Origin of the sequence: Roseobacter sp. SK209-2-6 (genome assembly GCF_000169455.1) — a bacterium.
Lineage (GTDB): Bacteria > Pseudomonadota > Alphaproteobacteria > Rhodobacterales > Rhodobacteraceae > Pseudophaeobacter.
Genome location: NZ_AAYC01000001.1, coordinates 326651 through 351794 on the forward strand (window position 1 = coordinate 326651; position 25144 = coordinate 351794).

The window sequence follows — 25144 nt, forward strand, 5'->3', positions numbered from 1 at the left end:
GAACAATTGGGCGTCAGGAATGCCCTATCCCTTTGTTAGAATTGATCGAATAATCCGGCTCTCTGCGCCGTGGGCTTTGCCACTGTGACCGACGCCGCTCAGTTTGAGATGGAACAGTTATGACCAACAATCAGATGGGTGCGCTGCTGATGATGGCCAGCATGGCGGCCTTTACCTTCAACGATACTTTGGTCAAAGCCGTGGGGGCAGAGCTACCCCTTTCGCAGATATTGGTGATCAGGGGGGCATTGGCCACCGCTTTGATCTTTGCTCTGGCGCGCTACATGGGATCGTTGCGGTTCCGACTGCCTGCTTTGGATTGGGGGCTACTACTGGGGAGATGCCTCTGTGAGGCGGGGGCTACTTACTTCTTTCTGAGCGCTTTGATGCTGATGCCGCTTGCCAATGTCACGGCGGTTCTGCAGATGCTTCCGCTCACGGTAACCCTCGGCGCGGCACTCTTTTTCCGCGAGGCGATAGGGTGGCGCCGCATGGTTGCTATCCTCGCGGGCTTTTGCGGGATGCTGCTGATTGTACGCCCCGGTCCCACTGGTTTTGATGGTGCTTCTCTGTTTGCATTGGCCGCTGTCGTTTGCGTGACGGCACGGGATCTCTTTACCCGACGTATGTCTTCGGTTGTGCCTTCGATGACGGTGACACTGATGGCTTCGCTCACTGTTCTTGGTTTTGGAGTGATCTACAGCTTTCAACAGGAATGGCAGCCGATGCAGCCCTGGCACTTTGCAACCTTGCTTGGCGCCGCTTGTTTCATATTCGGAGGATACCTGTTCTCGGTGATGACCATGCGAACGGGCGATGTCGCGGTTGTTTCCCCTTTCCGCTATAGCGGGTTGCTCTGGGCCCTTTTGCTGGGATGGTTTTTCTTCGGGGATTGGCCAGGTCCTTTGACACTGGTCGGGGCGGGGATCGTTGTGGGGGCTGGGCTATTCACGCTCTATCGGGAGCGGCAGCAGGCCGGGAGCTGAAAACGCACGGGCAACTTTCTTTGTATCTACATTGAAACGCTGTCTGATATGCTCGGCCTCATTCTCAGACATTGGCATAAGCGGGACCTTCTTGCCGCGTCCTTTTGAGCGGGAGTCGTTAAATCCGTTGTACCCACGCAGATACATGTCCTGATCCGGAAAGGTTAGGGTCGGGCTCTCTTGCCAGAGCAGGTGGTGCCCTTGATGCATGATGGTGCGATCTGAACCACCGGGCACTATGACGCCAAGGGCGAGTGCCAAACAAATCTCGCGATCCGGTGCAATTTGCAGTCCTTGAGCGGTAGCGCGATAAATATACCCTCGATTGAAATCGATGGTCGTGAGAGGGTAGCCCTGCCAGATGGGTTTCAAGTCCTTTGCGGCCTGTTTCAGCCGTGCGATGAAATCGACCGCCATGGCATCATCATCGTCCAGACGGAACTGAATGCAGGGTTCGGAAGGATCTTCACGCGCGGCATTCAGAACCCGGATCATTTGCCGTCTGTGCCGCTCTGGTGGTTGCAGCGAAATCGCTACGTTCGGCAGATCTTCTGTCAGCTCGAGCAGCCGCTCCTGATAGCGCTCTGGAAAACACTCCCCTATGACTACGTGCAGCTGAAAATCTTGATCCGTTTGGCCCAGGACTGAGGGTAGGCAGACCGTTTCAAAGAGGCGAAATCGCTCTTCCAACCGCTCCGGCGCATAAAGAAAAGCGCGTCGCTCTTCCAGGCTCTCGTGGGTGATTTTGTAGCCGCCATAGCCAACATATGAAAAGCGGCATAGCCCTATGACCTGCATTGATCCGGCTCTCTTGTATCTGGCTTTTGACTGGTTCGGTGCATCGATTAGAACCCTGAGAAAGCCGCTTTGATCCGGTCTTCGTTCATTGCAAAGCGCGCTTCAAATTCCCCCGACAGCTCGGCAGAAAGAAGGGTGACGGGAACTGGTTTGACCCGCTTTTGGCGAGAGTCGTTATAGCTATTGTGAGTTCTGACAAACATTGGCTCATCGCAGATGGTGACGGTCGGCATGAAGCGGGGAATCTTTTCATGGGCGAAGTTCATGATGGTTTGCCTGCAACCCCCTTCCACATACATGCCCAAAGAAGCCACATAATAGGGGCGGTGAATTTCGGCAGCGGCAATGCCGCTATGATCCACCTCGGCCACATAACCTTTGTTGAAATCGAAACCGACGGTTTTGTTCTTTGTAATCAAACCGGGGCAATCCCTGACAGCCTCGCGCAGGCGTTCAACAAAATCGACTGAAATTGCATCGTCGTCGTCATGGCGGAATTGCAAACAAGGCTGGGAAGGATCGCGGCGCGCCTTGTTCAAGACTTCCTTCATGACCTCTCGCTGTTTGCGCGGGGGCTCGCTGTGGATCCGAACCTGAGGCATGTCCGAAGTCATATCCTGAAGGCGGTCGCGGTGCTGCTGTGGCAGGCTGTCTCCAACTACGATGATCAGTTCAAACTCCTGATCGGTTTGCTCACGTAGGCAAGGTAGGGCGATATGTTCCATCAACCGGAAACGCTCTTCCAGTCTCTCTTCCGCATAGAGATAGCGAATACGCTCCTCAATGCTGCCGTGTTCAACCTGGAACCCACCGATCGCGGGGTAGGAAAAGCGGCACAATCCGATTACTTGCATGAATATGCCCTGTCTGCTCAATAGGGGACTGCTTAGTGGTGTTCTGTTCACTATGCCGAGCAGGGGGCAGCGCTGCAAGCGATGTCGCTTGGGCCACCGCATTGGCGTTCAACGGCCTGGGTCTTTGCATATCGGAGCTTTTGGGCGCGCAACAGATAGCTCCTTGGCCGCGCCCTGTTGACACCAGCAGCGACTCCCCCTATACGCGCGCCTATCCGGCACCCGGAGTGTATTCTCCAATAGCCGAATTCAAAATTGCAGTGGCTCAAGGTCCGGGCACTTTTATCACCCGGATCCTCTGTAAACACACCGCGTCGTCTCACCTCGGAATGGGAGCGATTGCGGTTTTTGCGCTTGTGGACGCATAAGTGCAGCGAAAGAACCCGCACGCGCCGGCGTGCATGACATGTTGCTAAACGGGGAATACCTGAATGCCAACGATCCAACAGCTGATCCGCAAGCCGCGTCAGCCGAAGCGTAAAGTCTCGAAGTCCCAGCACCTCGAGCAGTGCCCGCAGAAGCGCGGCGTCTGCACCCGCGTGTACACCACCACACCTAAGAAACCGAACTCCGCGATGCGGAAAGTTGCCAAGGTCCGCCTGACCAACGGTTTCGAAGTGATCTCCTACATTCCCGGTGAAAGCCACAACCTTCAGGAACACTCTGTGGTTCTGATCCGCGGCGGCCGTGTAAAAGACCTTCCCGGTGTCCGTTACCACATCCTGCGCGGTGTTCTGGATACCCAGGGCGTCAAAGACCGTAAGCAACGTCGTTCGAAGTACGGCGCGAAGCGTCCTAAGTAAGAAGGAGAGGCTGATATGTCACGTCGTCACGCCGCTGAAAAACGCGAAGTACTGCCAGACGCAAAGTTTGGTGACCGCGTTCTGACCAAATTCATGAACAACCTGATGATCGACGGCAAAAAAGCCGTTGCTGAGCGGATTGTTTACAACGCATTCGACCGCGTCGAAGGCAAGATCAAGCGCGCCCCTGTGGAAGTTTTCCACGAAGCGCTCGACAACATCAAACCTTCTGTTGAGGTTCGCTCGCGCCGTGTTGGTGGTGCAACCTACCAGGTTCCGGTTGAAGTGCGCCCCGAGCGCCGCGAAGCTCTGGCCATCCGCTGGCTGATCACCGCTGCGCGCAACCGCAACGAAAACACCATGGAAGAGCGCCTGGCCGGCGAGCTGCTGGACGCTGTTCAGTCCCGCGGCACTGCCGTTAAAAAGCGCGAAGACACCCACAAGATGGCCGAGGCGAACAAAGCCTTCAGCCATTACCGTTGGTAAGCCGGAGGATCTAGACCTATGGCACGCGAATATCCGCTCGAACTGTACCGCAACTTCGGTATCATGGCGCACATCGATGCAGGTAAAACCACCTGCTCCGAGCGCATCCTGTATTACACCGGCAAATCCCACAACATTGGTGAGGTGCACGACGGTGCAGCCACCATGGACTGGATGGAGCAGGAGCAGGAACGCGGCATCACCATCACCTCGGCTGCGACCACCACGTTCTGGGAACGCACCGAAGATGGTGAAACCGCTGATTCTCCGAAGCACCGGATGAACATCATCGACACCCCCGGCCACGTTGACTTCACCATTGAAGTTGAGCGTTCGCTGGCGGTTCTCGACGGTGCTGTCTGCGTTCTCGACGCCAACGCTGGTGTAGAGCCCCAGACCGAAACCGTTTGGCGTCAGGCTGACCGCTACAAAGTTCCGCGCATGGTTTTTGTCAACAAGATGGACAAAATCGGTGCCGACTTCTTCAACTGTGTCAACATGATTGAAGACCGCACCGGCGCACGCGCTGTACCTGTTGGTGTTCCGATTGGTGCCGAGACCGAGCTGGAAGGCCTGGTTGACCTGGTCAACATGGAAGAATGGCTGTGGCAGGGTGAAGACCTCGGTGCGTCCTGGATCAAAGCTCCGATCCGCGACAGCCTGAAAGACATGGCTGACGAATGGCGCGGCAAAATGGTCGAAGCAGCCGTCGAAATGGACGACGACGCCATGGAAGCCTACCTGGAAGGCGAAGAGCCCGACGTGGCAACTCTGCGCAAACTGCTGCGCAAGGGTACACTCGAGCTGGCTTTCGTTCCTGTGCTGGGTGGTTCCGCGTTCAAAAACAAAGGTGTTCAGCCGCTGTTGAACGCTGTGATCGACTATCTGCCCAGCCCGCTGGACGTTGTTGATTACATGGGCTTCAAACCTGGTGACGAGACGGAAACCCGTGACATCGCCCGCCGTGCGGATGATGAAATGGCCTTCTCTGGCCTGGCGTTCAAAATCATGAACGACCCCTTTGTTGGCTCGCTGACATTTACCCGCATCTACTCCGGTGTTCTGAACAAGGGTGATACCTTGCTGAACTCCACCAAGGGTAAAAAAGAGCGCGTTGGCCGGATGATGATGATGCACTCGAATGACCGTGAAGAGATCACGGAAGCATTCGCGGGCGACATCATCGCGTTGGCTGGCCTGAAGGACACCACCACCGGTGATACCCTCTGCTCCAACAACGATCCCGTCGTTCTGGAAACCATGACCTTCCCTGATCCGGTTATCGAGATCGCGGTTGAGCCCAAAACCAAGGGCGACCAGGAGAAGATGTCCCAGGGTCTGGCCCGTCTGGCCGCTGAAGACCCCTCCTTCCGTGTGGAGACCGACCTCGAGTCCGGTCAGACCATCATGAAGGGCATGGGCGAACTTCACCTGGACATCCTGGTTGACCGTCTGAAGCGCGAGTTCAAGGTTGAGGCCAACATCGGTGCGCCGCAGGTGGCCTACCGTGAGACCATCTCCAAGTCGATCGAGCATACTTACACCCACAAGAAACAATCTGGTGGTTCCGGTCAGTACGCGGAAGTCAAAATGGAGATCATGCCGACCGAAGCTGGCGAAGGCTACTCCTTCGAGAGCCGCATCGTTGGCGGTGCTGTTCCCAAGGAATACATCCCTGGTGTTGAAAAAGGCATCAAGTCCGTCATGGATAGCGGCCCTCTGGCTGGCTTCCCCGTGATCGACTTCAAAGTTGCCCTGATCGACGGTAAGTTCCACGATGTGGACTCCAGCGTTCTGGCCTTTGAAATCGCTGCTCGTATGGCGATGCGCGAAGGTATGAAACTGGCGGGTGCAAAACTGCTTGAGCCGATCATGAAGGTGGAAGTGATCACCCCGGAAGAATACACCGGCGGTATCATTGGCGACCTCACCTCCCGTCGCGGTCAGGTGTCCGGTCAGGAACCACGCGGCAACGCGATTGCAATCGACTCTAACGTGCCTCTGGCCAATATGTTCGGTTACATCAACACCCTGCGTTCGATGAGCTCGGGCCGCGCCCAGTTCAGCATGCAGTTCTCCCACTACGATCCCGTACCGCAGAACATCTCGGACGAGATCCAGGCGAAATACGCATAAAGCGTCTAGAAATCGGGAGGCTCGCAGCTCTGCGGGCCTCTCCTGAAACAATAGGAGGCCTCTCATGGCTAAGGAAAAGTTTGAACGCACGAAGCCGCACGTCAACATCGGCACCATCGGCCACGTTGACCACGGTAAAACCACGCTGACCGCAGCGATCACCAAGTACTTTGGTGACTTCAAAGCCTACGACCAGATCGACGGCGCGCCTGAAGAGAAAGCCCGCGGCATCACCATCTCGACCGCACACGTCGAGTATGAAACCGAAGGCCGTCACTACGCACACGTTGACTGCCCCGGCCACGCCGACTACGTGAAAAACATGATCACCGGTGCTGCTCAGATGGACGGCGCGATCCTGGTTGTGAACGCCGCTGACGGCCCAATGCCTCAGACCCGTGAGCACATCCTCTTGGGCCGCCAGGTTGGCATCCCGAAGATGGTCGTCTTCATGAACAAAGTTGACCAGGTTGACGACGAAGAGCTGCTGGAACTCGTTGAGATGGAAATCCGCGAGCTGCTGTCTTCCTACGACTACCCCGGCGACGATATCCCAATCGTTGCAGGTTCCGCTCTGGCGGCGATGGAAGGCAACAAGCCAGAAATCGGCGAAGAGAAGATCAAAGAGCTGATGGCGGCTGTTGACGAGTACATCGACACCCCTGAGCGCGCTGTTGACCAGCCCTTCCTGATGCCGATCGAAGACGTGTTCTCGATCTCCGGCCGTGGTACTGTTGTGACCGGTCGTGTTGAGCGCGGCGTGATCAACGTTGGCGACTCGATCGAAATCGTTGGTATCCGTGACACCTCCACCACCACCTGCACCGGTGTGGAAATGTTCCGCAAGCTGCTGGACCGCGGTGAAGCGGGCGACAACATCGGCGCCCTGCTGCGCGGTGTTGACCGTGACGGCGTTGAGCGTGGCCAGGTTCTGTGTAAGCCAGGTTCCGTGAAGCCGCACACCAAGTTCGAAGCTGAGGCCTATATCCTCACCAAAGAAGAAGGTGGTCGTCACACCCCGTTCTTCGCGAACTACCGTCCGCAGTTCTACTTCCGCACCACCGACGTCACCGGCACCGTTGAGCTGCCTGCTGGCACCGAGATGGTGATGCCGGGCGACAACCTGAAGTTCAACGTTGAACTGATTGCCCCGATCGCCATGGAGCAGGGCCTGCGCTTCGCGATCCGCGAAGGTGGCCGCACCGTCGGCGCCGGCGTTGTGTCGAAGATCACTGAGTAATTCGCACCTGCGAATGAACAGACGGAAAGGGCGCCCCTCGGGCGCCCTTTTTGTTTGAATTCAGTGATCCCGAGACGCACATACTGAGCTGTATCCAAAATTCACTAAGTAGGGTCGCGTTTCCATAGGGAGCTTTGGCCTGCGGTGGCAGGGTATTCGCGCCAAGGCATGAATGTCCCGAAAAACCGCTTGGGTGTCACACAATAGAAAGGGCCGCTCATCCGAGCGGCCCTTTTTCCGTGTTGGAAAATCTGAACGAGCCGGAACAAAGCCCTAGACCCCGGTCAGGTGCGTTCTCTTCACATTATTGATCAGGCCAACGGAATGACAGTTCACCGGTTTGGTTCGTTTTACGAAAGCTGGCGTTTGTTCTGAATGCAGTGCGTGAGAAAAGAGCCCAGAACCACCCGATGCTGCACGTAACACGAACCTCCGGTTCGGTAGAACGCGGAGGCTAACGCGTTAGCACCGCCACAACATCGGTAGCGAGGTCTTGGCTACGCACCATAGAGCCGTGACAGGGTATGATCATCGACGGTGCACCTGTTGTCGTTTCTGCTTGAACCCACGCGGTATAGACATCCATGTCTTTAACTCCGTAGTTCGGAAATGTGCCAAGCATTTCGACAGACACACCGACACTACCCATCTTTCCAGAGGGCCCCTTGAAGCTATCGCAGACGATCCAAACCTGTTCCAGTCTGGCTTTGACAATCAGCCAGACCTCGCCAGTTTTCAATCCTTTCGGCTCAGCGATTCTGCAGCCCTCCGGTAGCAGCGGCTCCAACAGCTCAAGGCTGTCAAATGACAGTCCTGTCTGTTTCTCAAGGCGAGGTTGAGCGCGCTCAGAGCAGACAAGTTTTGCTTCTGGGAAGGCCTCCGCGTATTCTCTGAGCCCTTTGTGGTGGTAGTGGTTCGGCGCGAGCAAGACAGAAACCTCACCTATGTCGGCCAAGCTGTCTTTCGTAACATCGCCCAGGCCGAGCACTGGGCTGTAAAGGCACAGCGAACCATCACTTAATCTCAGTGCCGTGCAGCGTAAGCTACCTTTCTGCGCCGACCAGATTTCTGATTGATCTGGGACCTGTGAAAATGCGGATAAAGCCTTACTCATGCAATCCGTTCCCGATCTCTGGTAGCGAACCACCAGGCAATCAGCGCCGCAATGACCATTTCAATCCATGCCATTGGAAGCGCGATTGCGAGTACGTTTGTCGTGGCGAGGTTCATGTTGAAGAGACCCAGCCAAAGGATAACGAACACCGCCATCCAGGCGCCAGTGCCGTATAGAATTGCATGCACGGCAGACGCCCCAAAGAGCTTCATGGCCATCGATGGCAAAAGCGTTGCAGTGAGCACCAGAATGGTGTCCCAAATGCTCCAGATCATGAACACAGACAGGTTCATTGGCGCGACATCGGGCAGCATCGGGAAAGCACTCCGCATCATAGGCATGACAAAGATAAAGTACCGGAATACCTCTGATGCGTTGATCCAGAGGAAGTTCGCAATCAGCGCCGCGATGAATGGCGACACAGGAGAAGTTGTTTTGTGATTATGGGTGATTGTAGTCATTGCATGGCTTCCGTCAGTAGATTGAGAAAACGAGCAACGGCCTGGCGCAGGACGTTACCCTCAGTCACGTTGCGGGAACTTGTCCAAAGCCCATTGGTGAAGATGACCATTACATCAGCCAGTTCGAGCGCCTTGTCCTGATCAAGATCGAACGCACTCCCGCGAAGCGCGTGCGCAAAGCCCAATCTCAATCGGTCATTATGGATCGCAACTTTCTCTGCGACGGCGGGATCGTTTGGAGCCACCTCGGTTGCCGAATTCACAACAAAGCACCCTGGGCCGGGCAGTCCGGCAGTTTCGCCGAGAGAAATTTGCCGTTCGAAATATTCCGAAACGCTTTGCAGGTTAGCATCGGTAGATTCCACGATTCCGAAGGCCGGGGTCACCACGGTTTCTTGGTATTTGTCGAAACAGGCCAGAAACAAAGCTCCTTTGCCACCAAAGGTCGCATAAATCCCATGACGGCTGACTTCTGTTGCTCTCACCAGGTCATCCATGGATGAGGCATGAAAACCGTTGACCCAAAAATGTTGAAGGGCACGGTCAGCGAGTTGGTCTGAAGTGAAAGATGTTGGACGGGGCATAGGGTCGCCATAACAGAATGATCATTCTGCAACAAGCAGTCATTTGGCCCAGGGCGACGAAAGACCTGTTGATCCCGCGTTGCCACTAATGAGTGTAATGCTCAGTTTCCGCTCTGTTTTCGTAACCTGCCTTTAGGCAATCCAAACAAACGTCAAACCCACCGAACGCATCGAGGGCAACTGTTTCGGGGCGAAACCTGCAGTTCTAGGCGTCTTGGGGTCAGCGACTTTGGGCCGTTAGGTTCTCGCCCTCACGCCTGGCGTGCCCCCATCGGGTGGTCCGGTTTGATTGTTAGTGCTTCGTGGGCCTCTGGGCCATCGGAACGATGCTTTCCGGTGCAGGCGGGCGATAGCCCAACGCGCTGTGCGGACGTTTTGTTGTAGTGTTTCATCAATTGCTCGATCAGGATCTGCGCCTCTCGCAAGCTGTAGAAGACCTCGCCGTTCAGCAGCTCATCCATAGCCCGGCAGGCGCATAGGGGGGCAGCCTGCGTCACTGAGCAAAGCTGCGATCCGGCGATAGCCGTACGTACCGACCATACTGGAGCGTCAACGCGATCATGTCGGCCACCAGACGCTCCTCATCGGCACAACTAACAGGCAACCGTCTCTGAGTGGATCGGTGTTGCCCCTGGACGTGGCAGGCGCGACGCTCTGAGATGTGGAACTGGCTTCGCACATGGTCATGCAGGCTCGGCGACGCGAAGGGCTCAGGGGCACCTCATTCTGGCCCAACAGTTGGAATGACACATCACTTGCCAGTACGGGATCTACTCGCGCCTAGGCACACCCACCAAAGCAACCGAAGCACTTGCGTAGCAAGGGTTTTGCAAGTGATTTGTGGGATGGGGTGCGAAAGCTCAAAGTCCAGACCTGGATATGTGGCCACAGTCATGAACAATTTTGCTCGGTGGGTGAAGGCAATCATGGTTCGAAACGCTTTGCCTCCAGCCAAAGAAGTTTTCCGGGAGGGAGAACAGCATTTGATCCTACAGGCTTGATGGTTGTTTAACCCATTCGGTGGCCAAACCGTATTAAATGTACATGTTTGGCAGAGCAGATCGATAGTAACCAAAGAGACACAGTCGTGTTGCTGCTTAGACACGGCTTGCGGTCAGCAAGTTCAAAACTGTTGAGGGAATCAGCAATCCCACTTATTCGACGACCTCCATTTGGCTCATTGGGCCCAAGTCGTAACCCCAAACAGGAAAGGGACATACATGCTTATTCGTCATTTCGCCCTTTCGGGGCCGATCAACACCTAAGCTGATATCAGATCAGGTTTGATCCAGTTCGCCAGTTCCGCGCTGGCGCATCTCATTACGTATTTTGGGTACTATCTCATGGGCAATTCTGTCTTGGATGGTCGCACGTCAGCTGAGTCCAGCGACGGCACCATCACGAAATTCTATACCTCTGCAGCCTGGATCGAAGGACGGGCTGAACAACAACTTGAAGAAATCGCTGGGTGGACCGGCGTGCTTAAAATCGCTGCATTTCCCGATCTGCACCCTGGAAAGTATGGGCCGGTGGGCTGTGCGGTTCTTGCGGATCGGGTTTACCCTCAACTGATCGGCAACGACATCGGGTGCGGCATGTCACTGTTCCAACTGGACCTGCCTGTGCGGAAGCTGAAGTTGGAAAAGGCTCTGCGCCGGATGCGTGTTCTTGGCGAGCCTGTGTCCGAGGATCTGGAAAGACGTCTGGAGAAAGCAGGTCTGTCACCCGACCTGTTTGCCGATGCGTTGGGCACTGTGGGCGGTGGCAACCACTTTTGTGAAGTGCAGACAATCGTTGATCCCGATGATCAGGTCGGGCTGGACAAAACCCGCTTGTTTCTGTTGGTGCATTCCGGGTCGCGCGGGTTTGGCAATGCGGTTCTCGGGTCTGTGTCCGAGGGTGCTTTTGCAGGTCTTGTTCCTGACAGTGAAGCCGCGCGCTCTTATCTGCGAGATCACGACCTGGCCGTTCGCTGGGCCAGCTTGAACCGCCAGATTATCGCAGAACGGGCGGCCGAGGCGCTGCGGGCAGATCTGGTGCTGCTGGTCGATGCACCGCATAACCTGCTTTCGCAGAAAGACGGGTACTGGCTGCACCGCAAAGGTGCGGCAGTTGCCGAGCAAGCGGTGGTTCCGCTTGCCGGATCACGGGCAAGTGCAAGCTATCTGATGGCTCCAACCGGTCATGACAACGCGCTAGGCAGCCTCGCTCATGGTGCGGGGCGGCGATATGACCGATCCTCTATGCATGGTCGCGTGCGGGCCAAAAAATCTGACATTGAGGCCATGCAACGCAACTCTTTCGGGGGCCGTATTCTGTGCGAAGACCGCGATCTTTTGGTTGAAGAGGCGCCCTTGGCGTACAAATCCGCCAAGTCTGTTGCCGAAGATCTGGAACGCACAGCTGCTGCACATTGCATTGCGGAGTTCCATCCGCTCCTGACCTTCAAGAAAACGCGTGACGGGAGACGGTCATGACTGCATCCCGGCATATCTCTGTCTTGGTCACCAGTGGCAGCGGTCCTGCCGAATGCCAGCAAGCCGTAGCAAATGTACTGAATGTTATGCGTACCGAGGCGGAGCTCCTCGCCGTGGACTTCGACACCAATGGAGCACGTTCAAAACATGGCTATAAATCCGCTGTGGTTCTGGTCAGCGGTGCCGAGGCCGAGGCCTTCGCCAAGAATTGGCGCGGTACGATCCAGTGGCGGGCGCAAAGCAATTTGCGTCCGAAGCATAAACGGGCCAATTGGTTCATTGGGGTGTTCGACCTGCCCGCATCGGTGCGGACGCCTGAACGCATTCAAGCAAGCGACGTCATCTTGGATACCTTCCGGGCGGGCGGCCCTGGTGGGCAGCACCAGAATACAACCGACAGCGCAGTGCGGGCGACGCACAGGCCAACGGGGCTTTCAGCGGTGGCACGTGAGGAGCGTTCACAACACCGCAATAAGGCACTGGCATTGGAGCGCCTTCAGCACCTGATGGCAGCCCAGGCCGCAGCGGATGAAGCCGCACAAAAAGCGAGCCGAAATGAATTGCACTATGCGCTCGAGCGGGGAAATCCGGTGCGGTGCTTCAAAGGTCACGACTTTCGTGAAGTGAAAGGAGGCTAGTATGGAGATATTGGACGAATTCCTGACCAGTGCCCTGACCAGCGACTTTTTTACGGGCGGTCTGGCGCTTGGCGCCTTTGGGATCGCGGCGGCCTTTCTGCGCTTCGCGTTCATGGCTTTCTACCGCGTGATCGTTCGGCGTGTCTGGGTGAGCCTGACGCTTGACAACCGGAGCGCTGCCTATCGTCATTTCTGTATCTGGATGGAGCAGAACAAGATTCTGTCCCATTCGCGCCATGTGCGTATGACGGATGGAAAATGGGCACGGGGGACAAAGGGTTATGCACCAGCTCCGGGGCAGCATTGGTTTTTCTGGCGCGGAAAAATTTGCCGTCTTGAGCGCAACATCAATGAAAAGTCAAAAGTAGGCGCATCGCAGAATCAGCGGCCAATGGAGGTGCTGAACATTACTGTTCTATTTGGTCAGGTGCAGACGATTCTGGATTGGATCGCTGAGGGTCGTGCGATTTCCCAGGCCAAGGATCGCATTGGACCTGGCCTTCATATTTTGAAAGGGGACTGGTGGGATCATGTCGGAGACGTCCCGCGCCGCTCTATCGATACGGTACTGGTGGATGACGATCGTATCGACAAAGTGCTAGAGGACATGCGTTGGTTCTATGGCGCCAGCGACTGGTACGCGGAACGTGGTGTTCCTTGGCGGCGGGGGTATCTGCTCTACGGCCCTCCGGGCACGGGTAAGTCAAGCCTCATCCGCGCGCTGGCGTCAGAGCTGTCCTTGGACATTGCAACGCTTGATATCGGGCGTGCCGCACTGTCCGATGATGATCTGCGCGAGGCAATGATGTGCGCACCTACGAGGTCCCTGATCGCAATCGAAGACGTGGACGCCGTGTTTGCGCAGCGCAAAGGCGGGGAAAAACGCTCAGGGGTCAGCTTTTCAGGATTGCTCAACGCCATCGATGGCGTCGCGGCTCAGGAAGGGCGCGCGTTGGTCATGACGACGAACCACAAGGAAAGGTTGGACCCAGCCCTAATTCGACCCGGCCGTGCCGATGTACATACCGAGCTTGGTTTGGTCGGTGCAGCCACTGCCCGCCTTCTGTTCGAACGCTTTTTCCCCGGCGAAGCCGACTTGGCGTCGGTTTTCGAACAGCGTTTGAGAGGTCAAAGGCACAGCCCGGCTCAAATACAGGGCTGGCTATTGGCCAATAGTGCCGATGCTCAATCTGCCGCGCAGGCCTCGGGGCTGGAATGCCGTTTGAAAGATTTAGCGGCTGAATAAATTTGCTGAAATGCATCCGCCTCCTTGATTAAATCGCACCCCATTCCAGCCCGAACTTGCCCAGGTATTTTCTCAACCGGTCTGAATCGTTCTGGGTCTTGCGTTTGCCGCGCGACACGGCAAACAAGGTACGTCCAGCAGCACTCAGGCTTGAGGATTTGCGGCAGACCCGGATCACATCGGCCAGTTGAACAAGGTCAAACGGGTCTACTTCGGACACCGCGTCGCCCATCACATCTGCAACCAGGTTGAAATCATCATTGGACTGCGCCGACTTCCAGTCCGCTTGAAGCGTCTCGATTTCCAATGAGACCATCGCCCGCGTAATACGGCCGCGAGGTGCAAGCGTACACAGCCTGAGGATTGATCCGGAAAAGTCACGGAAGTTTCCCGGCCACACGGTTGCCGGGTCTTTGGCAAAGTCCAGATATTGGGTGCGAGCATCAGTGTTGAAACCGACATGGGTGCCCAAATCCCGTTCGCAGCGATCAAGCTCGTGCCGCAGATTGGCCTCTATGTCCTCGGTGCGGTTGCGCAGAGCGGGCAAAGTGAAGCTCCACGTGTTCAGCCGGGCTAGCAGGTCGGGGCGAAACTGCCCCGAAGCCGTCAGGCTGCGCAGATCGCGGTTTGCACCGGCGATCAGGTGAAACCGGCTGGAGATTTCGTGGTCGGACCCCAGCGGATAGAACCGCCCGGTTTCGATCGCGTGCAGAAGAACCGATTGCATATTGGGGTTCAGCTCGTCCACGTCATCCAAAAAAAGGACGCCGCCATCAGCTTCGCGCAGCAACCCGCTTCGCTCTGTCCCCGCTGCCCCAAGGTACGAGCGGCGTTGACCAAAAAGCGTTGCCATGGCGTCAGGCCCGTTCAATGTCGCGCAGTTCACGTGAACCAGGCGGCCCTTGATGCGGCGGCGATCCAGTTTGAGGCTGTGAATACGCTCAGCCAGTTCGGTCTTGCCCGTACCGGTTTCACCCAGCAGCAGGATCGGTTCGTCGGAATTGCCGGCAACAAGCTCTATTCGGTCGATCAGAGCGTTATACTGCGGATTGCGCGTTTCGATTCCGCCTTTCAGCTGGTTGCTGTATTCACGCGACAGCTGGTCGAACCGTTGCTGCAGCGCGTTGTAGCGGCTGAGATCCAGATCAATAATGTCGAACTTGGGTCGGTCGTCATCCGGGCCGGGCGGACCGGTCTGGATCAGCCGCGCCGGGATGTGGCGGCTTTCGGTCAGCAGGAACCAGCAGATCTGAGCCACATGAGTCCCGGTGGTCAGATGCACGTGATACTGCTCGCGGTCCTCGTCAAACCCATAGGCGCGGGCAAAGTCGAACAGCTTGCCGTAGACCTCTTGAAAATCCCACGGATCGGTCAAGTCCAGGCGGCGCAACAGCACCTCGGTCTGGGGGGACAGTTCTTCGATCTCGCGTTTGACCTGATGGGCGAGGCGATTGAATTTCTGGTCATGCAACAGCTCGAGCCGATCGACGTTGAAATGGTCGTGGATGATCAGGCTGGGCGTGGGTTTCCAGCGTCGTTTCTTACCCATATCCAGCTGCGTGCCGAGGAATCCGATGACGATATTCTTCATGCTGTATCTATTTCTATAAACTGCGATATTTTTGTATCGTAGAGCGAGGCGGCAATTTCGGCAATCCTGGAAATTTACGTTATAGGACAGCTGCTTAGGTCGAAATCAGTTTTTCCTCTGATCGCTACACCTGTCATGTCAAAACATCCTCACAAACCAACGAGGACAAAGAAATGGCGAACAAATCCGTGTTTGCATCGATCAAAGGCCGGCTGCTGCCGAAGGCAACTGCACAGAACGCGCATGGCGCTCCGGCCTACGCTTATTCCGATGCCCATGCTCTGGCACAGGTCGCCGTGACCGGGACCTTTGGGGGCATGTTCTATCAATCGCCGCAGGAAGAGCTGGAATACGTTCGGGATGTGGCCGAGGCCGTTGAGCCAAAGTTTCTGGCGCAGGCGGCAATCTATGCCCGGCAGTCGGGGTATATGAAGGATATGCCCGCTGTTCTGCTGGCCATTCTCGCCCGGCGCGACCCGGTTCGGTTCCGCGCGGCTTTTGGCCGGGTGGTCGATAACGGCAAGATGCTGCGCACTTTTGTGCAGGTCATCCGGTCGGGTCAGACAGGGCGCAAGTCTCTGGGGTCTGCACCGAAAGCGATGGTGCAAAACTGGTTGAACACCGCGACCGACCGGGCGCTGTTGAACGCCAATATCGGGAATGACCCGACTTTGGCGGACGTGATCAAGATGGTGCACCCGAAACCGGTCTCGGCCGAGCGGGAGGCGCTGTTTGCCTGGATCGTCGGGCGGCCGTGCAATCTGGCACGGCTGCCGCAGGCTCTGCAGGATTGGATCGCGTTTCGTGAAACCGGAAAGGGCCCGCTACCGGATGTGCCGTTCCAGATGCTGACGCAGTTGGAACTGTCGCCGGAACACTGGGCGCGGATCGCGCGCAAAGGCTCTTGGCAGATGGTGCGGCAGAACCTGAACACGTTCCAGCGTCATGGTGTTTTCAATGTGACCAAGAACGTGGATCATGTGGCTGCACTATTGCGCGACCCGCAGACCATCGCCAAGGCGCGTGCGTTTCCGTACCAGCTGATGGTGGCGGCCCAGAACGTGACCGGTGAAATGCCGCGCGAGATCGTGGAGGCGCTGCACGATGCGATGGAGATCGCGGTGCAGAACGTGCCAAAGATCGACGGTCAGGTTGTCGTGTGTCCGGACGTGTCCGGCTCGATGACCTGGGCTGTGACTGGGTATCGCCCGGGGGCAACCTCGACCGTGCGGCACGTGGATGTGGCGGCGCTGGTCGCAGCGTCTTTCCAGCGCGTGAATCGCGGGTGCCAGGTTCTGCCGTTCGACTTCGACGTGCGCGATGTACGTTTGGAGCCGCGCGACACGATTCTGACGAACGCCGAGCGTTTGGCCGCATTGGCCGGTGGTGGGACGAACTGTTCCGCGCCGCTGAAGTGGCTGAACGACCGGGGCCGCGCGCCTGATCTGGTGGTGTTTGTATCTGATAACCAATCCTGGGTTGATGCCCGCAAAGGTGGTCAAGGCACAGCGATGCTGAAGGAGTGGGAGGCGATCAAGTATCGCAACCCAAAGGCCAAGCTGGTCTGCATCGACATCGCTCCATATGGGACAACGCAGGCGCAGACACGTGAAGATGTGTTGAATGTCGGCGGGTTCTCGGATGCGGTCTTTGATCAGATCGCGGCATTTGCCAATGGTCAGACCGGCCCAGACCACTGGGTTGGCGAGGTCGAAAAGATCGAACTTTGAAAACGGGTCAGGCGGAATGCCTGTGGGACTACAGCTTTGAACTCTGTCAGATGTCTCACAAACATCTTGTCCGCCTGATCTTAACAGTCACTTCCTGGCGAATGCCGGTGGAACTACATACCCTACTGGTCGCGGGTTCGAATCCCGCCATCGCGCCCTGCGATGTAGCTCAGATGGATAGAGCAGTTGGCCCCAATGTTTCACCAAACCCTTGTCGCCGGGACCCGAACAACATCAGGCAGAATGCGGGTGGGACTACATCGCTGCTAACGATCCGCGCCCGCCAAAGGGCGCTGTCTCATCACCTCTTGTCTGCCTGACCCAAACAGAAGGACAAATCTCGGCGAATGCCGGTGGAACTACAGATTGTTAATCTCCGTGTCGCGGGTTCGAATCCCGCTCGCCCGAGCCCCTTGGGGGACGGACGATAGCTCAGTCAGGTAGAGCAGGCGTTTCACCAAACCTTTGTCGTCGAGACCCCAAATGAAAGAAAAACCCCGGCGAATGCCGAAGGAACTACATGGCACCAAACCGGGACAGGTCGAGTGGGTTCAACTCCCCTCCTTGCCGGCGCCCAGACGGAAAACGTATCTGCCCATTCAGATACGGGGCGGGCCTCCCAAACTGTTTCTTCACCTTTTGTCGCCGGGGCCAATGACATCTTGGGCGAATGCCCGCAGACCTACTGGGAGACGCACCCCGAAGGGGTGATATGGGCAACCATGTCGTGCTGGTTCAAACCCAGCCCGGAGCAATCCGGTGGCGGAATAAAACGGTTTGCGAACATCTTGTCGTCCAGCCAGTTTGGAAACACGAGTAGAAAATGATGATGGAAGAAAAGACATATGATCCGGTTACCGGTGACCATCTGAAGGACTGGGGTCACCGTCCCGGCAAGCAATTCCCCACCCTGCTGGCGCGCGCAAATGAGATGCGGGCCGAAGGGTTTGGGCTGGTGCGTATCCGGCAGGAACTGGAGGGCGAGATCCCTCCGGTCGCACCGACGCTTGACCTGCGCGCACCCGGTGAGCTGGCGTTTCACGAGAATATCGACGCGGCAGATCCGGATGAGGAAGACAATGTCTCGAAAGTACGTGAAACCATGGCCGCGCTGATGCGGACACCGACGATTGAGGCCGGGGCGATCATGCCAGATGCCTGCCCAGCCGGGCCGGTTGGCACAATCCCCGTTGGCGGTGTTGCCGCCGCTCGGAATGCAATCCATCCGGGGATGCATTCAGCAGATATCTGTTGCTCGGTTATGATCACTGATCTGGGGAACGCCGACCCGCAAGCGGTGCTGGATGCTGCGCAATCGGTGACGCATTTCGGCCCGGGCGGGCGTCCTCAGGGCCAACGCTTCACGACCTCGCTGAAACTGTTGGATGCGTTCCGCGAGAACCCGTTTCTGAACAACCCCAAATCCCTGCGCATGGCACAGGAACATATGGGGACACAGGGCGACGGGAACCACTTCCTGTTTGTCGGCCGGTCGCGCAAGACCGGACGGACGGCGATTGTGACCCATCATGGCTCGCGTGGGCCCGGGGCGGTTCTGTATAAGAACGGCATGGTTGCGGCTGAGCGGTTCCGCAAGGAACTCTCGCCGCGCACGCCGAAACAGAACGCTTGGATTCCGGCGGATACCGAAGAAGGTCGGGACTACTGGGAGGCGCTGCAACTGATCCGTAAATGGACCAAGGCCAACCATAACGCCATTCACCAAGCGACGGTCGAGGCCGCGCGGGTAGGCGATGTGGGCGAGCGGTTCTGGAACGAGCATAACTTCGTCTTCAAGCGGGGTGATCTGTTCTACCACGGCAAGGGTGCAACCCCGGCCTGGGGCGATTACGCGACGGACGCAACAGGTCTGACGCTGATCCCGCTGAACATGTCCGAGTCGGTTCTGGTTGTGCGCGGAAAGGATGCAAGCCACGGTCTGGGTTTTAGTCCGCATGGGGCCGGGCGCAACTTCTCGCGGTCCGAGCACAAACGCCGGATGGGATCGGTCACGCCGGATCAGATGCTGAAGGCGGAAACCGAAGGTCTGGATATCCGGTTCCATGCCGGTGGGGTCGATGCATCCGAGTTGCCATCCAGCTACAAAAGCGCGGACAGCGTTGTGGCGCAGATTAAGTCCTATAATCTGGCAGAGATTGAGGACTACATCGACCCATACGGCTGTATCATGGCCGGAGATGTGCCGCCGTTTTGGAAAAACAAGAAGAAGAGCCGTCGGTGAAGCCCACCGACGGCCCTGAAAACGCAACTCTAAACTATGTAGCGCAAAAAACTATGTGACGTTAGCTGCAGCATTTCTGACCCAACACAGAGAGCCATCATTCGTTGAATTTGCGGCGAAGGTGCCGAAAGAGATCGTGTTGAAAAACTCGTGTTTGATCGACAGAGGAACTGCTGTTTCACTTCTCCCTGCGAGGGGGAGGATCAGCCCTGATGGGACCGGAGCAGGGGGCGCAAGCGGTGCTGTTCTACGCGGTCTCGCGGGAAGAGCACGTCCCCTAGGATCACTTCCTGTGGTTAATTGATCGGTTTGTCGATCTGGGTAGCATCCGGGGCTACCTTGCGAATTTCTACAACCATACTGGTCGCCTTTCCGTCGACCCTGAACTGTTGATCCAAATGCATTTGGTGGGATACTGTTTTGCCCCTCGCTCTCAGCGTCGGCTGTGCGAAGAGGTTCATCTGAACCTGGCGTACAGGTGGTTCTGCCGTTTTGATCTGAGCGACCCCGAGGACTGGGTAGCCCGCGAGACTGATCCCGTCGGCGCACCACCGGTGGTGCGCGAGTATCTCGACACGCTGGATGATGAGGCCCTCGGTGCCACTACCACAGCCAAACCCAAGCTTACCGCGCATGCTGACCCTGCCAGCCAATGGACCGCGGCGCGCAAAGGTCCCGCTTTCGTCGCTTGTTCAGACAAATACCTGATCGATACAGACCACGGGATCACCATGGTCGTAGATGCCAGTCGGTCGAACAAGACCGCCGAGGTGGGTACCATGCGCAAGATGCTCTAACGCACCAACGAGCGCTTTGGTGTGAAGCCCGGTTGGATTGCTGCTGATACGGCCTATGGGTCGTCCGACAATTTGGTCCGGTTGGCACTGAAGGCCAAATGCTGCCCAAACACAGACATCCGCCGTAACCGCCACGAGGGATAAGAGATCATCCGAGTCTTCGCCTGCCATTGCACAGCCTCAGAGTTCAATCCGAAAGCGCAGGCACGGCGCACGAAAGTGGAGATGCTCTTTGCCCACTTCAAACGCATTCTTGGTCTCGGGCAGCTCTGATCACGCGGACCCTGCGGTGTTCAAGGCGAGTTCACCCTCCCACTCACCGCCCAAAATCCCCGGAAACTCACAAAGCTCAAACCAATGGTGTCTGCAACAGGATGAAAGGGCGGGCAGCCTTTCCACATCCAAATGAGATCATAGTGTTAGGCCGCCAAAACGGGGCAAAGCGGAGGATTTTTTTAGGAACCAGGTCAAATTTACTGAATGCTGGGGGAAGGACGAATGACTGCTTCGTTTAGCGTCCAGTACTTCTAACCCGCACGGGCTGCGCTTTCAGCAGGTTCTACTTGATGCTTCCAAACCGCAATAATTAGCGCCGTAACTGTGACCAGTGCCACCTCAAACACAACCATTGCAGACAACAGGCCAAGCATATCAGCAAGGGCGCCGCTGGCGATTACTGGCAGAGAGAAGCCGAAGTAAGCGTAAACAAAGAGTCCTGCCGTCGCCCGCGCCCGGTTGTCCGGCGCACGCAAGGAGATCTCGGCCAAAGAGGCGAGATAGGTGAAGCCGTAGCTTGCTGCGCTGGTGATACAGGTGCCAATCAAAACCAATGCAAGCATTTTCATCCAGACACCCGCCAAAAGAACCAGGAAGCCAAGCGGGATCAGAAGGAAACCAAGCGCGAGGGCATGCCCGTTGGTCATGCGTCGTGCAATCGGCTGACACAGAAAACCGACGAAGATTGCGAGAAAGATGACGAGCCCGGTCCAACCTCCGAGATTGTTTTTGGCCAGCTCCAGCGGAACGACGGCGATAGTCATGCCGGTAGCGGACCATGCCAGCGCCATTGCCACGCCAAATACCCATGTTCCTGCTGGAAATACCGGCAGACGCACAGGTGAAACTGGTCTCGGCTTGTCGATGGGGGGCAGTGTCAGGACTATAGATGCCAGAATAGGAGCCGCTATAAACAGTGCAATGTAGCTGGTGGGCAAGAGCGTATGACCTTGCAGACCGAGGCTAATACCGGTTGCCAGCGCGCCACCACCAAAGCCCAACGACGTTGCCGAAGTCACAATAAGGGCCGCGTTCTTGGCGCGTTCATCGCCCAGAATTTCCGTCATATAGGCGGTTCCGGCTGTCGTCGCGAGGCCAGTTCCGACCCCGAGCATGAAACGTGCGATCACCAAACTAATCCAGCTTGGGGCTTGCACCAGAAGCGCTGTCGCTGTTGCGCCAAGGATCAGTGCCAAAGCAATCGGAATCCGTCGTCCAATCCGGTCTGAGAGACCGCCGAGCAGCAACAGCGTCGGCATAAGGCCCCCGACATAGGCGGCAAATGCAATCGTTACGGCTGTCGCACCTACATTGCTCTCCGCCGCGTAGGCATCATAGAGGGGGGCCTGAAGATTCACGGCAAATGTCACAGTGAATAAGCCGAGGGCCAGAAATGAAATCGAGAGCGCTTTTGGCATGGATGGACCTCGGAGATTGACTTGAGATCGAAATGCCACGATGAAGATTGTATGACAATTTTTCTATTGTACTAGGTGCAGTGAGATTATGAAGAAACCTAGGTACCTGCGTTTGGCCGACATGCTTTCCAACGCGATCCAGGATGGCAAGCTGGCTCCAGGAACAAAACTACCGACGCATAGAGCATTTGCAGAACAAGCTGGAGTAGCTCTCGCAACCGCGACGAGCGCCTACAGAGAGCTTGAAAAGAGGGGCCTGATTATTGGCGAAGCCGGTCGCGGTACATTCGTGCGCGACCTCGGATTGCCGCCAACGCTCGGCGTTCAGCAGACTGCTACAGATGATCTGATCGACCTTATCTTCAACATGCCGGGCGATGCATCTGATGCTGAAATGCTTCGCACAGGGCTCCGGCGACTGGCATCATCGGGCGACCTTGAGGCGATGTTGCGTTATCAACCTCACGGCGGACGCGCACATGAACGCCGGATTATAGCTGAAAGCCTCTGCAGCACCCTCGGCCTCATTGACCCACAGTGCCTTCTGGTCACATCCGGTGGTCAACATGGCCTGGCAACCATAGCACTCGGACTGTTTCGATCTGGTGAGGCAATTGCAACCGACACTATTACTTATCCTGGCTTCAAATCCGTCTCGGTGCTGAAGGATATCGATCTCATTCCCGTTGAAGGCAAGCACGGTGTGATGAACCCGGATGAATTGGAACGACAATGCCAGGCGCGTAAGCTGAGGGCGATCTATCTAATGCCAACAGTCCATAGCCCTTTAGGAACAGTCATGGATGTTGAGACACGTCTGCGTCTAGTCGAGATTGCACGCAAGCGTGATCTGTTGATTATTGAGGACGCGGCCTACGCCTTCCTTGAGACTTCGCCACCGCCTAGCCTCATGTCCCTAGCGCCTGAGCGGACGTTCTACGTGGGGGGATTTTCAAAAAGTATTGGGACTGGTTTGCGCCTCGGATATGTGATTGCTCCCAAATTACACATCGACAGACTTCTTGAGGTGATCAGGGCGACGACCTGGAACGCTCCAGCTTTGATCTCCGGGCTAGTCACCGGCTGGATCGAAGACGGCACGCTCACCAAATCCGAAGACGCGAGAAGGCGGGATGGAGCCGAACGTCAGCAGATCTGTCAGTCCGTTCTGGGGGGATCGGCAGTTCTCGGCCATCGCAACGCTGGTTTCGCGTGGTTGCCGCTCGAAAAGGGTGTCAGAGCTGATCCTATTGTTACACGCTTGAAAGAGCGCGGTATTTCAGCGACCGGGGCGCAACCATTTGCCACGACTGTTGCAGTGCCTCAAGCGTTACGACTGGCCTTTGGTGGTATTCCGAAAGATGAACTGCTTCAGGTCTTTCATATCGTCAGAGAGGTGGTCGAAGAGGCTTCGACGTCAATAAAATTCTGACAGCAGACTTTGGCGCAACCGCAGAGTAAGCCCGCTTCGTCCGCGACCTGTGAGTTGCCCTGATGAACTGTGGTTCGTCCCGTTTTCCGGACAGTTTGATTATTGAGCCTATGCTGCACTTTTCCAAGTCATGGTTTCATACGCTTGCGCGGGGGGGGGCGATGGCGGAGTATCGTCACTGGCGCGGACCAGCTTGAACTCCAAGCATTCGCCAGTTCGGCTCATGGATTGGATGATCTTCGCAGACCCGAGCAGCGCGCGGTATTCGCGGCCTGCATATTGCGCGCCGCGATCCGAATGAGGAATGAGACCTGGCAACGGGCTGTGGCGCCCCAGGCCATGGTCAAGGCATCACAGCACAGTTCCGGTCGCAGGTAGTCGTCCATGGCCAGCTCACGATTTCGCGCATGACGGTTCTTGGACAACATAGAGTGATCCGGGATGCGATCCGACAGATCGAAGCGGCAGAACCACCGATAGGCCAGGTTCAGATGCATATCTTCGCAAAGACGTCGTTCCGAACGGATGCCGAAACAGCAGCCGACCAGCAGCATGCGGATCATCAGTTCGGGATCAATCGAAGGTCGGCCCGTAGGGCTGTAGAAATCCGCCGGATACCCTCGAATGATGCTCAGATCGAGATGCAGATCAATCACTCGGATCAGGTGGTTTAGAGGAACATGATCTTCCAGAGAGAACACATAAAACAGCGCGTTTGTGCTTTCTGCTACGATCCCATAATTGCCAACCCACCCGTACGTTACAGGAATTGAACCAGCAACTGACACCTCGATCAAGCGCGAGCTTTTTACAGAAACAGATCAAAGGCATTTTTCGCGGCGCTAAGCATTGAAGCCGGTTTTTCGTTCCGGATCAGAAATGCTTGACGTCTGGGTAGGATTTGAATGACGTTGAATTGCGTTTTCAGCTTTCCAAAACAAATCGAGTCAAAGGTGTGTGACCTTCCACACAAGTTTTGAAACGATGTGTTGTTTTGCGACCTGGTATCTGTGGACCTTCCATGGCTAGCTTTTCTATTTTCCGCACCTGCAACTGATTTGCGGGTCAGAGATCTGTTTCTTTGAACATGAACTTCCTGATGCGGGCGTAGCCATAGCCGATGTGAATACGCTGGATGTATCCGACGGCCACAATGTCATCCTCTGCCAGCGCATTTTCGAGGTCCACAAGCTCGGAAACCAGTGCATCCGCGACCTCTGTCCCTGCGCTGTCGACAACCCGGTGCCAGGTGCTGGCCGCCTGGTAATAGGCCTGGGTCCAGAAAGAACGCAGGACTGAGTTGCCGATCAGATCGCTGATCAGCGTATTCAACTGATCGTTGACAATGACATATTGCCGAGAGTCGACCTGGCCGCTGAGTTGATGGGCCTGCTGAAGCAAATCCCGTGCACGGTCTAGATGGCCTTCCTCTATCTGGGCAGGGGTGGTTATACCGATCAGAGAGGCAAGGTGCAGACGCATTTCATAGACTTGCGCGATCTTCTGCTGCGGTAGTTCCATCACCACATTGCCGACACCGTTGATGGTTTCCACCAGCCCCAGATGATTTATCCGGCTGATGGCGTCGCGCACAGGTGTGCGGCTGACGCCGAACTCTTCCGCTAGCTCCGCTTCCTTCAGCCTGTCGCCTGGCGTGTATTCAAGGAAGCAGATCCGTTTCAGGATCAGACGCTGAATATCCTCGACGCCCGGCTTGCGGTCACCCCAGCCTGGCGGGGTTAGTGATGTGGCATCTGCGGTCAAGGCAGCTCCCTTTCTGAGCAGCTTCGGGTCCCGAAGTACTAGCAAGGCTGTGTGTAGCAAAGAAGAGCAGA

19 protein-coding genes and 5 pseudogenes are annotated in these 25144 nt (G+C 56.5%); 12 read left to right on the forward strand and 12 right to left on the reverse strand.

All coding sequences use genetic code 11. The annotated features are described in order from the left end of the window. Positions 1–119 precede the first annotated feature (119 nt). Positions 120–986, forward strand: coding sequence for a DMT family transporter (locus RSK20926_RS01680; protein ID WP_008204006.1), 867 nt, complete (start codon positions 120–122; stop codon positions 984–986). Here the strand turns inward: RSK20926_RS01680 and RSK20926_RS01685 are convergent. Both RSK20926_RS01685 and RSK20926_RS01690 read right to left on the reverse strand, forming a co-directional pair. After that, on the reverse strand, positions 945–1784 hold the full coding sequence (locus tag RSK20926_RS01685) for a putative rhamnosyl transferase (protein WP_008204007.1): 840 nt from the start codon (positions 1782–1784) through the stop codon (positions 945–947). The two genes, RSK20926_RS01680 and RSK20926_RS01685, sit on opposite strands and share 42 nt — an antisense overlap. Positions 1785–1831: 47 nt before the next feature. Next, positions 1832–2638 (reverse strand): putative rhamnosyl transferase, encoded by an 807-nt coding sequence (locus tag RSK20926_RS01690; protein ID WP_008204008.1) that lies wholly within the window; start codon positions 2636–2638, stop codon positions 1832–1834. Between the two features lie 431 nt (positions 2639–3069). Between RSK20926_RS01690 and rpsL the strand changes: the two genes are divergently transcribed. From rpsL to tuf, 4 genes are all read left to right on the forward strand, one after another. After that, a complete protein-coding gene (gene rpsL / locus RSK20926_RS01695) occupies positions 3070–3441 on the forward strand; it encodes a 30S ribosomal protein S12 (RefSeq protein WP_008204009.1) in 372 nt (123 codons plus the stop codon). Positions 3442–3456: 15 nt separating this feature from the next. Beyond that, positions 3457–3927: a 30S ribosomal protein S7 gene (rpsG, locus tag RSK20926_RS01700; RefSeq protein WP_008204010.1), complete on the forward strand. Its 471-nt coding sequence runs from the start codon at positions 3457–3459 to the stop codon at positions 3925–3927. An 18-nt stretch (positions 3928–3945) separates the two neighbouring features. Beyond that, positions 3946–6063, forward strand: a complete 2118-nt coding sequence (gene fusA, locus RSK20926_RS01705) for an elongation factor G (RefSeq protein ID WP_008204011.1) — start codon at positions 3946–3948, stop codon at positions 6061–6063. Positions 6064–6127: 64 nt separating this feature from the next. Beyond that, the gene (gene tuf / locus RSK20926_RS01710) at positions 6128–7303 is read left to right on the forward strand and encodes an elongation factor Tu (protein ID WP_008204012.1); all 1176 of its coding nucleotides are present in this window, start codon (positions 6128–6130) and stop codon (positions 7301–7303) included. 454 nt (positions 7304–7757) lie between these two features. Here the strand turns inward: tuf and RSK20926_RS01715 are convergent, their stop codons facing one another. The 5 genes and pseudogenes from RSK20926_RS01715 to RSK20926_RS23445 all read right to left on the reverse strand — a co-directional run. Continuing rightward, on the reverse strand, positions 7758–8417 hold the full coding sequence (locus RSK20926_RS01715; RefSeq protein WP_008204013.1) for a hypothetical protein: 660 nt from the start codon (positions 8415–8417) through the stop codon (positions 7758–7760). Then, the gene (locus tag RSK20926_RS01720; protein ID WP_008204014.1) at positions 8414–8878 is read right to left on the reverse strand and encodes a hypothetical protein; all 465 of its coding nucleotides are present in this window, start codon (positions 8876–8878) and stop codon (positions 8414–8416) included. Before RSK20926_RS01720 ends, RSK20926_RS01715 begins: the two co-directional genes overlap by 4 nt. Continuing rightward, positions 8875–9462, reverse strand: a complete 588-nt coding sequence (locus RSK20926_RS01725) for a TetR/AcrR family transcriptional regulator (protein ID WP_037253283.1) — start codon at positions 9460–9462, stop codon at positions 8875–8877. The genes RSK20926_RS01720 and RSK20926_RS01725 overlap by 4 nt, the downstream gene beginning before the upstream one ends. A 319-nt stretch (positions 9463–9781) precedes the next feature. Beyond that, a pseudogene (locus RSK20926_RS23440) lies at positions 9782–9920 on the reverse strand (integrase core domain-containing protein); the annotation flags it as partial. A gap of 28 nt (positions 9921–9948) precedes the next feature. After that, positions 9949–10176 (reverse strand): annotated as a pseudogene (locus RSK20926_RS23445) (IS3 family transposase); the annotation flags it as partial. Positions 10177–10805: 629 nt separating this feature from the next. Between RSK20926_RS23445 and RSK20926_RS01735 the strand changes: the two are divergent. The 3 genes from RSK20926_RS01735 to RSK20926_RS01745 are packed head-to-tail and all read left to right on the forward strand — an operon-like array spanning position 10806 to position 13823. Further along, the gene (locus RSK20926_RS01735; RefSeq protein ID WP_008204017.1) at positions 10806–11939 is read left to right on the forward strand and encodes an RNA ligase RtcB family protein; all 1134 of its coding nucleotides are present in this window, start codon (positions 10806–10808) and stop codon (positions 11937–11939) included. Beyond that, the gene (gene prfH, locus RSK20926_RS01740) at positions 11936–12577 is read left to right on the forward strand and encodes a peptide chain release factor H (RefSeq protein WP_008204018.1); all 642 of its coding nucleotides are present in this window, start codon (positions 11936–11938) and stop codon (positions 12575–12577) included. The genes RSK20926_RS01735 and prfH overlap by 4 nt, the downstream gene beginning before the upstream one ends. Position 12578: 1 nt before the next feature. Further along, positions 12579–13823 carry an AAA family ATPase gene (locus RSK20926_RS01745; protein WP_008204019.1) on the forward strand — a complete coding sequence of 415 codons (1245 nt, stop codon included), beginning with the start codon at positions 12579–12581 and terminating at the stop codon, positions 13821–13823. 28 nt (positions 13824–13851) lie between these two features. Here the strand turns inward: RSK20926_RS01745 and rtcR are convergent, their stop codons facing one another. After that, entirely contained in the window at positions 13852–15414 is a 1563-nt protein-coding gene (gene rtcR / locus RSK20926_RS01750; RefSeq protein ID WP_008204020.1) for an RNA repair transcriptional activator RtcR, read from the reverse strand. 173 nt (positions 15415–15587) lie between these two features. Between rtcR and RSK20926_RS01755 the strand changes: the two genes are divergently transcribed. From RSK20926_RS01755 to RSK20926_RS23450, 3 genes and pseudogenes are all read left to right on the forward strand, one after another. Continuing rightward, complete coding sequence (locus RSK20926_RS01755) at positions 15588–17144, forward strand: TROVE domain-containing protein (RefSeq protein WP_008204021.1); 1557 nt, start codon at positions 15588–15590, stop codon at positions 17142–17144. Between the two features lie 829 nt (positions 17145–17973). Continuing rightward, positions 17974–19386, forward strand: coding sequence for an RtcB family protein (locus tag RSK20926_RS01760; protein WP_232281829.1), 1413 nt, complete (start codon positions 17974–17976; stop codon positions 19384–19386). A 209-nt stretch (positions 19387–19595) separates the two neighbouring features. After that, positions 19596–19886 (forward strand): annotated as a pseudogene (locus RSK20926_RS23450) (transposase); the annotation flags it as partial. An 824-nt stretch (positions 19887–20710) separates the two neighbouring features. Here the strand turns inward: RSK20926_RS23450 and RSK20926_RS01770 are convergent. Then, positions 20711–21877 carry an MFS transporter gene (locus RSK20926_RS01770; RefSeq protein ID WP_008204025.1) on the reverse strand — a complete coding sequence of 389 codons (1167 nt, stop codon included), beginning with the start codon at positions 21875–21877 and terminating at the stop codon, positions 20711–20713. 88 nt (positions 21878–21965) lie between these two features. On the opposite strand from RSK20926_RS01770, the gene RSK20926_RS01775 reads away from it, so the two are divergent. Then, entirely contained in the window at positions 21966–23309 is a 1344-nt protein-coding gene (locus tag RSK20926_RS01775) for an aminotransferase-like domain-containing protein (RefSeq protein ID WP_008204026.1), read from the forward strand. 204 nt (positions 23310–23513) lie between these two features. Here RSK20926_RS01775 and RSK20926_RS23105 read toward each other — a convergent pair. The 3 genes and pseudogenes from RSK20926_RS23105 to RSK20926_RS01785 form a co-directional block, all read right to left on the reverse strand. Further along, a pseudogene (locus tag RSK20926_RS23105) lies at positions 23514–23671 on the reverse strand (DDE-type integrase/transposase/recombinase); the annotation flags it as partial. A gap of 30 nt (positions 23672–23701) precedes the next feature. Continuing rightward, a pseudogene (locus RSK20926_RS22675) lies at positions 23702–24043 on the reverse strand (transposase); the annotation flags it as partial. Between the two features lie 331 nt (positions 24044–24374). Next, complete coding sequence (locus RSK20926_RS01785; RefSeq protein WP_008204028.1) at positions 24375–25073, reverse strand: GntR family transcriptional regulator; 699 nt, start codon at positions 25071–25073, stop codon at positions 24375–24377. Positions 25074–25144 lie beyond the last annotated feature (71 nt).